Below are 13,979 nucleotides of genomic sequence, written 5' to 3' on the forward strand. Positions count from 1 at the left end.
TTATCCGGCGCGTCGCAGCCGGGCGTGCAGGTGGTGGGTGAGCGGGGTCTGGGCGTGCGCCATCCACAGGTCGTAGGACAGTTCGTCGCCGTCGAGGACGAGCCGCCGCCGCAGCTCGTGCACCGGCTTCGCGTGGGGAGAGCGCTCGAGGTGCACGGTGGTGAAGTCGAGGACGCCGTGGGTGAGCCGCGACCGCTGGATCTCCACGAACCCGGTCGGCTGGGAGACGAGCAGCTCCACCTCGTGATCGGCGAGACGGAGGTATCCGTTCTCGGTGTGCATCGGCTGACCGGTGCCCGGGTTCTTCGTGCGGCTGACGTACATCAGGAACGGCTTGCCCGGAGTGGGGGTGAACTCGATGGTCTCGTTGTAGGTGAAGTCCTCGATGGTGGGGTAGTGGCCTTCGCCGCCCCCCACCCAGCGGCCGGCGAAGGCGGCGAGATCACCGAGCGGGCCGGTGTCGGTCATGTGGGTCTCCTCGGTCGTCGGGCACCGTCGATCCTGCCATCGCCGGGCGGGCGCCCGGCCGGCTTCGCGGAGTTTCGGCGCGCCGCGCGGCGCCCCACGGCATTACGGTCTTATTCATGAACGCTCAGCTGGGTGTGGATTCCGAGGTGGGGTCGCTGCGGGCGGTGCTGATGCACCGGCCGGGCGCGGAGCTCGAACGCCTGACTCCCCGCAACAACGACCAGCTGCTGTTCGACGCGTTGCCGTGGGTGGCGCGGGCGCAGGAGGAACACGACGCGTTCGTCGACCTGCTGTGCGGGCGGGGGGTGGAGGTGCTGCTCCTGTCCGACCTGCTCACCGAGACCCTCGAGGTCAGCGGGGCCGCCCGCGTCCAGGGGGTGTCGTCCGCGGTGGATCCGCGCCGGCTCGGGCACGGGCTGGCGCAGGAACTCGCCGCGCACCTGCGCGCGATGTCCGCCGCGGATCTCACCCGCGTCCTCGTCGCGGGCATGACGTTCGACGAACTGCCCGTCGCGGGCCTCGGAGCCGCGCCGTCGCTGGTGCGGTTGATGCATCACGGAGCCGACTTCGTGATCGAGCCGCTGCCGAACCTGCTGTTCACCCGCGACTCGTCGTTCTGGATCGGCCCGCGGGTCGCGATCCCCACCCTGGCACTGCCGGCCCGGCGCCGGGAGGCCTCGATCACCGACCTGATCTACGCGTTCCACCCGCGGTTCCTGGGGGTGCGCCGCGCCTACGAATCGCACACGGCGCCGGTCGAGGGCGGCGACGTGCTGCTGCTCGGCCCGGGAGTCGTGGCCGTGGGCGTGGGGGAGCGCACGACACCGGCGGGTGCGGAAGCGTTGGCGCGCAGCGTCTTCGAGGACGGTCTCGCGCACACCGTGCTGGCGGTGCCGATCGCGCAGCAGCGGGCCTCGATGCATCTGGACACCGTGTGCACCATGGTGGACGTCGACGCCGTGGTGATGTACCCCGCGGTGCGGGAAACGTTGCAGGCCTTCACTCTGCGCCGGGAGAACGGCGACGTCCGGATCGGCGGGCCGCGCGGGTTCCTCGAGGCGGCCGCCGACGCGATGGGCATCGAGAAGCTCCGCGTCATCGACACCGGCCTCGATCCGGTCGTCGCCGAGCGTGAACAGTGGGACGACGGCAACAACACCCTCGCCCTCGCGCCCGGCGTGGTGGTCGCCTACGAACGCAACATCGAGACCAACACCCGCCTCGAGGACGCGGGCATCGAGGTGCTGCGGATCGCCGGGTCCGAACTGGGCTCCGGACGCGGCGGGCCGCGCTGCATGTCCTGCCCGCTCGCCCGCGGCTGACCGGCGCGTCCGGCGCGGGCGAGCGGGCAGGACCCTAGAGGATCTCGCGCACCTTCTCCACCGGGCGGGCGAGCACGGTGCCCTTGTCGGTGACCACGATCGGCCGCTCGATGAGGATCGGGTGCTTCACCATCGCGTCGAGCAGCTCGTCCTCGGAGGCGTCCGCCAGGTTCAGCTCCGCGAACAGTGCCTCCTTCCGCCGGATCGCCTGGCTCGGCACGAGTCCTGCGTCGTCGAGCAGCTTGCGCAGCCCGTCGCGCGACGGCGGGGTCTCGAGGTACTTGACGACGGTCGGCTCGAGGCCCGCCTCCTGCAGCACCTTCAGGGTGTTGCGGGACGTGCTGCACCGGGGGTTGTGGTAGATCGTCGCGGTCGTTGCCATGGCCACATTCTGCCGTGCCGCACCCGCTCCGGTTGAGTGCGGCGCGGCCGGTCTCTACCATCGTCCGGCGTCGGCGAGGGACAGGAGAGGTGTCGTGCTGAAGGGATTCCGGGATTTTCTGCTGCGCGGGAACGTGGTCGAGCTCGCCGTCGCGGTGGTCGTCGGTGCCGCGTTCACGGCCATCGTCACCGCCTTCACCAACCACATCGTCAACCCGCTCGTGGCCTCGGTGGGCGGCGCGAACGAGTACGGCTGGGGATTCCAGATCACCTCGAGCCCGGAGACGTTCGTCAACATCGGTGCCGTGGTGTCGGCGGTGATCAACTTCCTGTTGATCGCCGCGGTCGTCTACTTCGTGCTGATCCTGCCGGTGAACACCGCCAAGGCCCGGTTCGCCCCCAAGGAGGAGGGCGACAAGCCGCTGAGCGAGACCGACCTGCTGATCCAGATCCGCGACCTGCTCGAGACCGGCAGCTACCCCCGCGCCGCGGACGCCGACGAGGACAGGGCGCGGGTCTGAGAGAGTGTTGTGGAACCCGCGCTGTCAGTCGGTGAGGTCCTCTGCTAGCCGGCGTGCCGCTTCGGCTTCGATCGGACCGCGGGGCTCGATGTCTTCGCCGGCCAGGCGGGCCGCCATGAGCCTGATCATCGCGACCTGGATCATGGCCTCGGCATGTGCCGTCTTGCGTTCGTAGTCCCGTGCCAACCGTCTACACCTCGTCAACCATCCGAAGGTCCTCTCGACCACCCACCGCCGGGGCAGCACCTGGAAGCCTTTCACGTCCGCGTTGCGAGGTATCACCACGACCTCGAGATTCTCGGTGCGGGCCGCCCAGTCGACCAGGCCCGCATCGACCGAGTTGACGTACCCGCCGTCGACCCACACCAGCCCCAACCCGGGGAACCGGGTCCGGGCCCCGGCCAGCACCAGCCGGGCCCCGGCCCGGTCCTGCACCGACGCCGAGTGCACCAGCCCGACCAACATCAACCCGAGGGTGTCGACCAGCAGATGACGCTTGCGGCCCCGGACGCGTTTGCCGGCGTCGTAGCCGATCTGCTCGCCGCCCTCGCTGCTGCGCACCGACTGCGAGTCCAGCACCGCCGCCGACGGCTGCGGATCACGTCCGTCGTTGGCACGCAATCGATCTCGCAGGGTGTCGTGGATGCGCGCCCAGGTGCCGTCCGCGCTCCAGGCGGCGAAGATCCGGTAGGCGGTGCTCCACGGGGCCAGATCGTGCGGGACCAGCCGCCAGGCGCAGCCGGTGGCCAGCACGTACAAGATCGTGTCGACGACCAGTCGGCGTGGGTGCACCGGCGGCCGGCCCCCGAGCCGCGGGCTCGGTCGAGGCAGCAGCGGTTCGATCACCGCCCACTGCGCATCGGTCAGCGACGAGTCGTAGGCGGGCTTGCACACACACGGACACACGTACCGACACGATCATCGATCACGTTCGGATACCACGGCCGACACGCCGCGTCAGCACAGGGTTCCACAACACTCTCTGAGGCGGACCCGCGGCGCAGTCGGGGACGGTCGGCCCGCACTGTTAGCCTCGACGCACCACCTGCCCACCTGAGGACGCCCCGATGCTCGACATCGTCATCGACCCCGACTCGCCGGTCCCGCCGTACGAGCAGCTGCGCCAGCGGATCGTCACGATGGTGCGGCGCGACGAGCTGATCGCCGGCACCAAGCTTCCCACCGTCCGCGGGCTGGCCGAACACCTCGGCATCGCCCCGAACACCGTGGCCAAGACCTACCGGGAGCTCGAGCATCTCGGCATCATCGAGACGCGGGGCCGGGCGGGCACGTTCGTCGCCGAGTCCGGTGACCCCACCCGCACGCTCGCCCAGCGCGCCGCCACCGGCTACGTCCGCGAACTGCGCACCCTCGGCATGTCCGACGACGAGGTGCTCGAATTCGTCGTCGCGGCGCTGCGGGGCGCGTGACTCGTCCGAATTCCCCCCGGAGCGGTGACGGTTGCGCTCCGCAGGGAAGTGGACGAGGTTTACATCATGGGCCTTTCGGACGAACCGACGGATCCGCACGACGCTCAGCGTGGCCGGCTCGTTTCGGTTCGCCCGGGAGGGCTGCGCCGACGGACCGCACCGGTGATCGATCCGGCCGTGTTCGTCCCGACGGCCCTGATCGTGGTGTCGATCGTCGTCTGGGGGCTGCTCGCACCGGACAATTTCGCCGCCGTGACGGGGGCGGTACTGGACTGGCTGGTGGTCAACCTGGGGTGGCTGTTCGTGCTCACCGCGTCGGGTTTCGTGGTCTTCTCGATCTGGCTGGCCCTGAGCCGGTTCGGACGGATCCCGCTCGGCAAGGACGACGAGGTGCCGGAGTTCCGCACCGTCAGCTGGATTGCCATGATGTTCAGCGCCGGTATGGGCATCGGCCTGATGTTCTTCGGTGTCGCCGAGCCCCTGGCCCATTTCGTGACCCCGCCGCCGGGCACAGCCGGGGGCGTGGGACCGGCGATGGCGACGACGATGTTCCACTGGAGCCTGCACCCGTGGTCGATCTATGCCGTGGTGGGTCTGGCCATCGCCTACGGCACCTACCGCAAGGGGCGTAAGCAGCTGATCAGTTCCGCCTTCCTGCCGCTGCTCGGCCGCCGCGCCGAGGGACCCGCCGGGAAGGTCATCGACATCCTCGCCCTGTTCGCCACGCTGTTCGGCACTGCTGCCTCGCTCGGCCTCGGGGCCCTGCAGATCGGGTCCGGCTTCGCGGTGACCGGTTGGCTCGAGGAGACGGGGGTGCTGCTGCTCGTGGCGATCATCGCGCTGCTCACAGCAGCCTTCGTCGCCTCCGCGGTGTCCGGTGTGGCTCGTGGCATCCAGTGGCTGTCCAACATCAACATGGTGCTCGCGCTCGCGCTCGCCGCGTTCGTCTTCGTGGTCGGCCCCACCGTGCTGATCCTGAATCTCGTGCCCACCACTCTCGGCGCCTATGCCGCCGATCTGGCCCGCATGTCCGCTCGTACCGCGGCGTCGAGCCCCGAGGTCGCCGAGTGGCTCTCCGCGTGGACCGTCTTCTACTGGGCATGGTGGATCTCGTGGACGCCGTTCGTCGGGATGTTCCTGGCCCGCATCAGCCGTGGCCGCACGGTCCGCCAGTTCGTCGTAGGGGTCATCGTCGTTCCCAGCACGGTGAGCCTGGTGTGGTTCGCGGTGTTCGGTGGTGCGGCCATCGGCGAGCAGCGCGACGGCCTCGGCCTGGCCGACGTCGGCACGACCGAGGCGCAGTTGTTCGGCATGCTCGACAATCTGCCGCTGTTCACGATCTCGGCCGCCGTCGTGATGATGCTCGTGGCCATCTTCTTCGTCTCGGGGGCCGACGCCGCATCGATCGTGATGGGCACCCTGTCCCAGCGCGGCACACTCTCCCCGCACCGTCGGGTCGTGGTGTTCTGGGGCGTGCTCACCGGGGGCGTCGCCGCCCTGCTCCTGTGGACGGGCGGTGCCGATGCCCTCACCGCCTTGCAGACCATGACGATCATCGCGGCGGCGCCGTTCGTGCTCGTCATGGTGGGTCTGTGCGTGTCCTTGTACCGGGACCTGTCGCGGGACCCACTGGTGTCCCCACGCGGTCGGCGGTTGCTGCGCCGCGCCGAGTACCGGTCCCCGGCGCGGCGCGGAGAAGAACGGACGTCGAATGAGTAGTGCCGTTCCGGCGCGGATCGCGTTCGCGGTCGAGGCCATGGACCCGCAGCCGGGCAGCGACGTGCTCGAGATCGGCTGCGGTGGGGGTGTCGCCGTCGCGCTCGTGTGCGAGCGGCTGCGCCGCCGCGGCCGGGTCGTCGGGGTGGACCGCTCGGCCACGCAGATCGATCGGGCTCGTCGCCGCAACCGGGACGGAGTCGACGCCGGGCTCGCCGAACTGCGCGTCGGCGAATTCCCCGGCGTCGACCTGCCGGGATCGTTCGACCTGGTCTTCGCCGTCAACGTCCCCGGTTTCCGCAGCGACGACCCGGCCGCGCCGACGGCCGTCGCATCGCTGCTGCGACCCGCCGGCGAGTTGTGGGTGTTCGACGAACCGCCGCCCGGCCTCGCCCTCGGACCGGTGTCCATGCGGATCAGCGCGCTGCTCTCGCGCTGCGGCTACGCGATCGTCGACATCGTCGAGCGCGAGCGGACCGTCGGCGTGCGGGCCGCGCCGCCGGACGTCACCGCCAGCTCGGCAGCCACAGCTGCTGCTGCCACGTCTCCACGGTGATCGGCGCTGCGGTGAGGATCGGCCACAGCCACACGAAGTTCGCCACCACCAGGCCGACGTAGAGGCACACGACCAGCAGGCCGGTCGAGCGTCGCTCGGCCGAGGCCCGCGGCGAGCCGAGGACGTCGCCGAGCACCAGCGCCAGCCCCATGACCAGGAAGGGCGCGAGCGGGACCGCGTAGAAGTAGTACATCTGCCGGTCGAGCGTCGCGAACCACGGCAGCAACGTCGCCGTGTAACCGGTGAGCACCGCGGCCCACCGCCAGTCCCGCCGCACCAGCAGCTGCCACCCACCCCACGCGAGCATCGGCAGCGCCAGCCACCACATCGCCGGGGTGCCCACCAGCATGACCGCCTTGACGCACTGCTCGCCGCCGCACCCACGGATGTGCTCGCCGTCGGCGAAGTAGTACAGCATCGGGCGCAACCCCATCGGCCACGTCCACGGCTTGGACTCCCAGGGATGCAGGTTGCCGGCCGAGTTCGTCAGCCCCGAGTGGAACTCGAGCACGGAGGCGCTGTAATACCACAGCGACCGCAGGGCGTCCGGCACGAATGCGAACGCCCCGTCCGTGCCGATCTGACGACCCACCGCGTGCCGGTACACCCCGGTCTCGCCGGCGAACCACGCCCAGAACGTCGCCAGGTACACCCCGAGCGGCACCACCACCAGCGCGTACAGCGCCGGACCGACGTCGCGCAGCCCGGTGCCGAGCCACGGCCGTTGCACGCCGTAGGCCCGGCGGGCGGCGACGTCGAACGCCACCGACATCAGCCCGAAGAAGGCGATCAGATACAGCCCCGACCACTTGGTGCCCACCGCCAGACCCAGCAGCACGCCGGCTCCGAACCGCCACCACCGCACGCCCAGCCGGGGACCCCACACCGTGTCGGCGATGCGTCCCTCGGCGTGCACGCGCGCCATGCGTTCCCGCATCTCGTCCCGGTCGACGATCAGGCACCCGAACACGGCGACCGCGAACAGCGCCAGGAAGATGTCCAGCATCCCGAGGCGCGACGAGACGAACGTGACGCCGTCGGCGATCAGCAGGATCCCCGCCAGGCCGCCGAGCAGGGTCGAGCGGGTCAGCCGCCGCACGATCCGCACCACCAGCAGGACCAGCAGCGTCCCGGCGACGGCGGCGGAGAACCGCCACCCCCACCCGTTGTAACCGAACAGCGCCTCGCCGAGCGCGATGAGCTGCTTGCCCACGGGCGGGTGCACGACGAGGCCGTACCCGGGGTTGTCCTCGATCCCGCCGCCGGTGAGCACCTGCCAGCCCTGCGGGGCGTAGTGCTTCTCGTCGAACACCGGCGTCTTCGCGTCGGTGGGGTAGTGCAGCATCGTGAACCGGGTGATCGCCGCGATCGCGGTGACGAACAGCGTCACCACCCAGCCCCGGCCGCGGTCGACCGGACCGAAATCCGGTGCGGGCACCGTCGGGCCCGGGCTGTTCATCCGGCGGCGGTCCGATGCCACGGCAGGGCGCTCGTCCGTCACGGTCACGCCCCGATCGTAGGCTGAGACGCATGCAGGCAGACAATCCGGGACAGGGCCGGCTCGTGCTCGCCGCCACCCCCATGGGCGACATCGGCGACGCCTCGAAACGGCTCCGCGACGCGCTCGGCAGCGCCGACGTCGTCGCGGCCGAGGACACCCGTCGTACCAGGGCGCTCGCCGCCGCGCTGGGGGTCACCGTCACCGGACGGGTGGTCAGCTTCTACGACCAGGTGGAGGCCGCCCGGACGCCGGCGTTGGTCGCCGACGTCGAGGCCGGCAAGACGGTGCTGCTGGTCACCGACGCCGGCATGCCGTCCGTCAGCGACCCCGGCTACCGCCTGGTGTCGGCGTGCGTCGCGGCCGGGCTGCCCGTCACGTGCCTGCCCGGCCCGTCCGCGGTGACCACCGCACTCGCGCTGTCCGCGCTGCCGGTCGAGCGGTTCTGCTTCGAAGGCTTCCCACCGCGCAAGGCCGGCGCCCGTCGCGCCTGGCTGCAGACCCTCGCCGCCGAGCCGCGCGCGGTGGTGTTCTTCGAGGCCCCGCATCGCCTCGCCGCGTGCCTCGCCGACGCCGTCGACGTGCTCGGCGGGCAGCGGCGCGCCGCGGTGTGCCGGGAGCTGACCAAGACCTACGAGGAGGTGCGTCGCGGCACGCTCGCCGAGCTGGCGCGGTGGGCGGCCGACGGGGCGCGCGGCGAGATCACCGTCGTGCTCGAGGGCGCGTCGGCGCAGGTCGCGGAGCCGGCCGAGCTGGTCGACGAGGTGGAACGGCTGGTGTCGGACGGGGTGCGGCTGAAGGACGCGTGCGCGCAGGTGGCGACATCCGGGGTGTCCAAACGCGAGCTGTACGACGCGGTACTGGCCGCGCGGCAGGACGAGCCGTCGTCGTAGACTCTGCCCCTTACCGCGCAGCAGGAGGTACGGATGGAGTCGGTGAACGAATTCCTCGTCGAGGTCGCGTCGGTGGTGTGGGGGCCGTACTTGCTCATACCGCTGCTGCTGGGCACCGGCGTGATCCTGACGGTGCGGCTGCGGGGCGTGCAGTTCCGCAAGCTGTGGCCGGCCCTGCGGCTCGGGCTGATCATCCGCAAGGACCCGGACGCCACCGAGGGTGACATCTCCCAGTACCAGGCGCTGACGACCGCGCTGGCCGCCACCGTGGGCGTCGGCAACATCGCCGGTGTCGCCACTGCCATCTACTTCGGCGGCCCGGGCGCCCTGTTCTGGATGTGGGTCACCGGTCTCGTCGGCATGGCCAGCAAGTACTCGGAGGCGTTCCTCGGCGTCAAGTACCGCGTCACCGACGCCAAGGGCGAGCAGTCCGGCGGCCCGCAGTACTACCTGGCCCGCGCCATCCCCAACAAGTTCGGCCTGGCGCTGAGCCTGATGTTCGCGGTGTTCGCCGTGCTCGCCAGCTTCGGCATCGGCAACATGACGCAGGCCAACACCGTCGCCACCCAGATGGACTCCACCTTCGGGGTGCCCACCTGGTTGTCCGGCATCGTCATGACCGTGCTCGCCGCCGCGGTGCTGCTCGGCGGCATCAAGTCCATCGGCAAGGTCACCGCCGGGTTCGTGCCCGCGATGATCCTGCTGTACGTCGGCGCCGGGATCATCGTCCTCGCGGTCAACATCACCGATATCCCGCAGGCGTTCGCCCTGGTGTTCTCCGACGCATTCACCGGAACCGCCGCGACCGGCGGCTTCATCGGCTCGGTGTTCATGATCGCCCTGCGCTACGGCGTGGCCCGCGGCATCTTCTCCAACGAGTCCGGCATGGGCAGCGCCGCAATCGCCGCCGCCGCGGCGCAGACCACCCATCCGGTGCGGCAGGGCCTCGTGTCGATGACCCAGACGTTCATCGACACGATCATCGTCGTGACCTTCACGGGCATGGTCATCATCACCACCGGCGCCTGGAAGTCCGGCGAGCAGGGCGCGGCAATGACCTCGCTCGCCTTCTCGGACGGCCTCGGCGGCGACTGGGGCAGCTGGATCGTCACGATCTCCGTGGTGTTCTTCGCCTTCTCGACGATCCTCGGGTGGTCGTACTACGGCGACCGCTGCGTCGAACGCCTCGTCGGCCGGGGCGGCGTCCTCCCGTACCGGGCGATCTTCGTGCTCGTCGTCTACGTCGGCGCCACCACCGAGCTCGAGGTGGTGTGGAACTTCTCCGATGTGATGAACGGGCTGATGGCACTGCCCAACCTGGTGGGCCTGCTCGTCCTCTCGGGTCTCATCGCCCGCGAGACGAAGGAGTACCTCGCCCGCGATCCGTACCTGCTCGGCGAGAGGGGCAGCAGCACGCCGGCCCGGTAGGCGCGGCCGGCCGTCGCTACGGCGCGGCCGAGGAGAGCGCGACGATCAGCAACACGGCGACGGCCACGATCAGGGCCGCGACCAACGTGGGCGGAACGCCGTTGACGATCCGGTCGACGAGCTTGTACACGATCCCTCGGTTCGGGTCGCGCGCTGCCTTCCCTCCGCCTCGGGCGGAACCACCCCTCGTCGGGTTCCGGCCGGTGCGGAGGTGCAGCGCGTCGCGGGGTCTTCCCGCTCGGGAACAACTCTGTCGGGTATATCCGGGGCGACCAACCGGTTCGCGTGCCGCTCGCGATATCATCCCAGGTCAGGGCTGGTGAGGAGTTTTTCCGCAGCGGACGATCCGGGCTCTCGAGGGGTGCGGAGCAGGGAGGATGCGGGAGATGGAACCGGCGGACGAGCGAACCGAGGCTGAGCCGCGGCAGGTGTTCGCCGACCAGCTCCGGATTCTGTTCGCGGCGGCGGGGCGTCCCGCACTCAAGAAGGTCTCCTCCGAGGCGGCGGCCGTCGCCCGCGCCGTGGGCAGCGATCGCACCGTGTCGGTGCAGCGGCTCAGCGACTGGCGATCCGGCGCCCGGGTGCCCGCCACCTTCGAGGCGATCCGTCCGGTCCTGGTCGTCCTGATCCGCGCCGCCCGGGCCCTGCACGCCCAGCCGCCGGCACCCGGCCTCTACTCGATAAAGCGGTGGGAACGGTGGTGGGAACTCGCCCGGGGACCAGCCGGGCGGGCCCGGGCGGAGACGTCCGAGGCGCCCGCCGCGACGCCGCCCACCGGTGTGCGGCCCTACCGGGGACTCGAGGCGTACCGCGAGCGCGACGCGCAGCTGTTCTTCGGCCGGAGCCGGAGTGTGCGCGAGCTCGTCGAGACCGTCGTCGCCGCCCACGGGCACGGCATCGTCGTGGTGACCGGCGCCTCCGGCGTCGGCAAGTCCTCGCTCGTGCAGGCCGGCCTCATCCCGGAACTGTGCCGCGACGGCCGCTGGCGGCCGGTGGTCCTGACTCCGGGGCGGCACCCCGTGGCGCAGCTCGTCGAGTGCATACCCGAACTCGCCGACATCTCGGACGCGGACGAGCCCTCCGCCGTCGCGCGGCTGCGCGCCGCCGCCGGCCGTCAGGGCAGCTCGGGCCTGCTGATCGTCGTCGACCAGATCGAGGAGCTGTTCACCCACTGCGAGGACCCGGCCGAACGCTCGGCGTTCCTGGCGCTCCTCGAGCGGGCCGCGACCGTGGGCGACGGCGACACCCCGATCGCGGTGGTGGCCACGCTGCGGTCGGACTTCTACGACCGGGCCGTGACGTATCCCGTGCTGGCGCGGGCGCTGGAGCGGCACAGCAAGACGGTCCAGCCGCTGACCCGCGACGATCTGGTGGAGGTGATCTCCGCACCGGCGCGGCTGCTCGGCCTGCGGTTCGAGCCGGGGCTGGTGGAGCTGATCCTGCACGACCTCGGCGTGCTGACCGCCGACGACGTCGGCGGGGCGGAGCTGCCGCTGCTGTCCCACCTGCTCGACACCCTGTGGGAACGCCGGCGTGGCGGCCACCTGACCGTGGCCGGCTACGGTGCCACCGGCGGGGTGCGCGGATCGATCGCCGCCAGCGCGGAACGCGCGTGGGAGGAGCTCGACGACCGTGGCCGCCGCCTCGCTCGCGCGATGCTCGTGCACCTGGTCTATGTGACCGACACCGGCACCGACGTGAAGATCCGGCGTCCGCTGGACCGGTTGCTCGCCGTCGCCGGAGACGACGTCGACGCGGGGCGCCGGGTGGTCGACCACTTCGTCACCGCTCGCGTCCTCGTCGTCGACGCCGGCAGCGTCGAGCTGCTGCACGACGCCGTGATCGACGCCTGGCCGCGCTTGAAGTCCTGGATCCAGGCGGACCGCTCGTACGCGGCGCTGTGCCAGCAGATCGAGGCGGACGCCGCCGGGTGGGTCGAGGGACGCCGGCACGCGGACCTGCTCTACCAGCGCGGCCGGATGGACCTCGTCGCCGAGCACGAGGCCGGGGACCTCGCGGGGCGGACGCGGCCCGTCGGCGTCGAGGCCGCGCTGAGCCCGACCGCGGTGGACTTCCTCCGGGAATCGCGGCGGCAGATCCGCCGGCGGACCCGCATCCGCAACGGCGCGATCGCCGCCCTCGTGCTGTCCACGATCGTCGCGGTGGTGATGGGGACGCTGGCCTGGGCCGGCAAGAACCGCGCGGAGGCCGAGCGCAGTGCCGCCCAGTTCCAGCAGGTCGTCGCGCTCGCCGACTCCATGCGCGAGAAGGACCCGTCGACCGCGGCCCAGCTGGCGCTCGCGGCGTGGCAGCTGAAGCCGGACAGCGAGGTCGCGTACTCGCGGCTCGTCGCGACCGAGCAGATGCCGCTGGCGCTGCCCCTCGAAGGCCACAGCGGTCCCGTCTACGGGGTGGCGATCGCGCCGGACGGCACGACCCTCGCCTCGGCCAGCGACGACGGCAGCGTTCGCTTGTGGGACCTGTCGGACCGGACCGCCCCGCGGCCGCTCGGAGCGCTGGTGTCGGGCGAGCCCGAGTATCTGGCATCGGTTTCGTTCAGCCCGGACGGCACCCTGCTCGCGGCGGGTGGGGCGACGGGGGCGGTGTGGATCTGGGACGTCACGGATCGCGACCGGCCCGTCGCCCTGCTCACCGCCGAGGTGCTCGTGCCGGAGGTCATCCACAACGTGCGGTTCAGCCCGGACGGCCGGTTGCTCGCCGTGCCGTACGACAACGGGTCGGTGGTGCTCGTCGACACGAGCGAACCCCGGACGCGGGGATTTCCCCGCACCGTCCTGCCCGCGCACGGGGCGGCCGTGCGGACCGTGGCGTTCCACCCCGGCGGCACCGTGCTGGCCACGTCGAGCGACGATCGCTCGGTGCGGTTGTGGGACCTGACCGACCAGGCCGCCGCGCCGCTCGGCGAGCCGCTGACCGGTTTCCGCGACGTGGCGCATTCCGTCGCGTTCGCCCCCGACGGCCGGACCCTCGCGGTCAGCAGCGACGACGGCGTCCTCACGCTGTTCGACACCGCCGAGCCCGGGGCGGTACGGCCGGCCGGCCCGCCCGTGCAGGCGCACACCGGTGGGGTGTGGACCGTGGCGTTCGCGCCCGACGGCCGCACCCTGGCGAGCGCGTCGTGGGACGGGACCGCGAAGCTGTGGTCGATCGACCCGGCGACGCGAGCGGTCGACGAGATGCGGCCGGCCCTCGCCGGCAACGGCGGCGGCGTCCCGGCGCTCGCGTTCACCCCCGACGGTGCCGCGCTGGTCACCGGCGGTCACGACGGCACCATCCGGGTCTGGACGCTGCCGCGCGGACGCGTCCCGGTCGCGGATTCCGCCCTGACCCTCCCGGCGATCGACCGCACCGGCTCGCTCGTCGCGACCGGGGGCTACAACGCCACCGTGCCGCTGTGGCGTATCGGCTCCGACGGGCGCTGGTCACCGCTCGGTGCCGTGAACCGCCCGCGACCGCTGGGGGGTGCGGTGACGACCGCCCTGTCTCCCTCCGCCAGCACACTGGCCACGGCCTCGACGACGGACGGCGAGATCCACCTGTGGGACGTCCGGGACCCCACCGTTCCGCGGCTCTGGGCGAACCCGATCGTCACCGAGACCCGGTTCACGTCCGAACTCGCATTCGGTCCCGACGGCACCACCCTCGTCACGGGAGACGACGACCACTCCCTCGTGCTGTGGGACGTGTCGGATCCGGCGCGTCCGGCGCCGTGGGGCGCCCCGCTCGGGGGCCCCACCAACCTGAT

At 71.4% G+C, this 13,979-nt stretch carries 12 protein-coding genes; 8 read left to right on the plus strand and 4 right to left on the minus strand.

The features are described 5' to 3' along the window. Nucleotides 1-468, minus strand: a complete 468-nt coding sequence (locus tag AIIKEEIJ_RS03875) for a heme-binding beta-barrel domain-containing protein (protein WP_161994973.1) — start codon at nucleotides 466-468, stop codon at nucleotides 1-3. 116 nt (nucleotides 469-584) lie between these two features. Between AIIKEEIJ_RS03875 and AIIKEEIJ_RS03880 the strand changes: the two genes are divergently transcribed. After that, complete coding sequence (locus AIIKEEIJ_RS03880; protein ID WP_161994974.1) at nucleotides 585-1,790, plus strand: arginine deiminase; 1,206 nt, start codon at nucleotides 585-587, stop codon at nucleotides 1,788-1,790. Nucleotides 1,791-1,824: 34 nt separating this feature from the next. Here AIIKEEIJ_RS03880 and arsC read toward each other — a convergent pair whose 3' ends face one another. After that, nucleotides 1,825-2,172, minus strand: a complete 348-nt coding sequence (gene arsC, locus AIIKEEIJ_RS03885; RefSeq protein WP_006944940.1) for an arsenate reductase (glutaredoxin) — start codon at nucleotides 2,170-2,172, stop codon at nucleotides 1,825-1,827. 94 nt (nucleotides 2,173-2,266) lie between these two features. Here arsC and mscL point away from each other — a divergent pair, with 94 nt between their 5' ends. Further along, nucleotides 2,267-2,692, plus strand: a complete 426-nt coding sequence (mscL, locus tag AIIKEEIJ_RS03890) for a large conductance mechanosensitive channel protein MscL (protein WP_072634607.1) — start codon at nucleotides 2,267-2,269, stop codon at nucleotides 2,690-2,692. A gap of 24 nt (nucleotides 2,693-2,716) precedes the next feature. On the opposite strand, the gene AIIKEEIJ_RS03895 is transcribed toward mscL, so the two are convergent. Then, nucleotides 2,717-3,586 carry an IS5 family transposase gene (locus AIIKEEIJ_RS03895; protein ID WP_338020899.1) on the minus strand — a complete coding sequence of 290 codons (870 nt, stop codon included), beginning with the start codon at nucleotides 3,584-3,586 and terminating at the stop codon, nucleotides 2,717-2,719. Between the two features lie 173 nt (nucleotides 3,587-3,759). Here AIIKEEIJ_RS03895 and AIIKEEIJ_RS03900 point away from each other — a divergent pair, with 173 nt between their 5' ends. The 3 genes from AIIKEEIJ_RS03900 to AIIKEEIJ_RS03910 all read left to right on the plus strand — a co-directional run bounded on the left by AIIKEEIJ_RS03900 (nucleotide 3,760) and on the right by AIIKEEIJ_RS03910 (nucleotide 6,394). After that, the gene (locus AIIKEEIJ_RS03900; RefSeq protein WP_006944937.1) at nucleotides 3,760-4,122 is read left to right on the plus strand and encodes a GntR family transcriptional regulator; all 363 of its coding nucleotides are present in this window, start codon (nucleotides 3,760-3,762) and stop codon (nucleotides 4,120-4,122) included. Between the two features lie 66 nt (nucleotides 4,123-4,188). Then, nucleotides 4,189-5,841: a BCCT family transporter gene (locus tag AIIKEEIJ_RS03905; RefSeq protein ID WP_161994976.1), complete on the plus strand. Its 1,653-nt coding sequence runs from the start codon at nucleotides 4,189-4,191 to the stop codon at nucleotides 5,839-5,841. Next, the gene (locus AIIKEEIJ_RS03910; protein ID WP_161994977.1) at nucleotides 5,834-6,394 is read left to right on the plus strand and encodes a methyltransferase domain-containing protein; all 561 of its coding nucleotides are present in this window, start codon (nucleotides 5,834-5,836) and stop codon (nucleotides 6,392-6,394) included. Before AIIKEEIJ_RS03905 ends, AIIKEEIJ_RS03910 begins: the two co-directional genes overlap by 8 nt. Here AIIKEEIJ_RS03910 and AIIKEEIJ_RS03915 read toward each other — a convergent pair. Continuing rightward, nucleotides 6,345-7,853 (minus strand): phospholipid carrier-dependent glycosyltransferase, encoded by a 1,509-nt coding sequence (locus tag AIIKEEIJ_RS03915; RefSeq protein ID WP_202916551.1) that lies wholly within the window; start codon nucleotides 7,851-7,853, stop codon nucleotides 6,345-6,347. The two genes, AIIKEEIJ_RS03910 and AIIKEEIJ_RS03915, sit on opposite strands and share 50 nt — an antisense overlap. 71 nt (nucleotides 7,854-7,924) lie before the next feature. Between AIIKEEIJ_RS03915 and rsmI the strand changes: the two genes are divergently transcribed. From rsmI to AIIKEEIJ_RS03930, 3 genes are all read left to right on the plus strand, one after another. Next, nucleotides 7,925-8,785, plus strand: coding sequence for a 16S rRNA (cytidine(1402)-2'-O)-methyltransferase (rsmI, locus tag AIIKEEIJ_RS03920; RefSeq protein WP_161994979.1), 861 nt, complete (start codon nucleotides 7,925-7,927; stop codon nucleotides 8,783-8,785). A gap of 33 nt (nucleotides 8,786-8,818) precedes the next feature. Then, nucleotides 8,819-10,213: an alanine/glycine:cation symporter family protein gene (locus tag AIIKEEIJ_RS03925; protein WP_161994980.1), complete on the plus strand. Its 1,395-nt coding sequence runs from the start codon at nucleotides 8,819-8,821 to the stop codon at nucleotides 10,211-10,213. Between the two features lie 386 nt (nucleotides 10,214-10,599). After that, nucleotides 10,600-13,979 (plus strand): nSTAND1 domain-containing NTPase (locus AIIKEEIJ_RS03930; protein WP_161994981.1); only part of this gene is annotated, 3,380 nt, incomplete at its 3' end.

Source organism: Rhodococcus sp. YH1 (genome assembly GCF_009939605.1).
Taxonomy (GTDB): domain Bacteria; phylum Actinomycetota; class Actinomycetes; order Mycobacteriales; family Mycobacteriaceae; genus Rhodococcus; species Rhodococcus aetherivorans.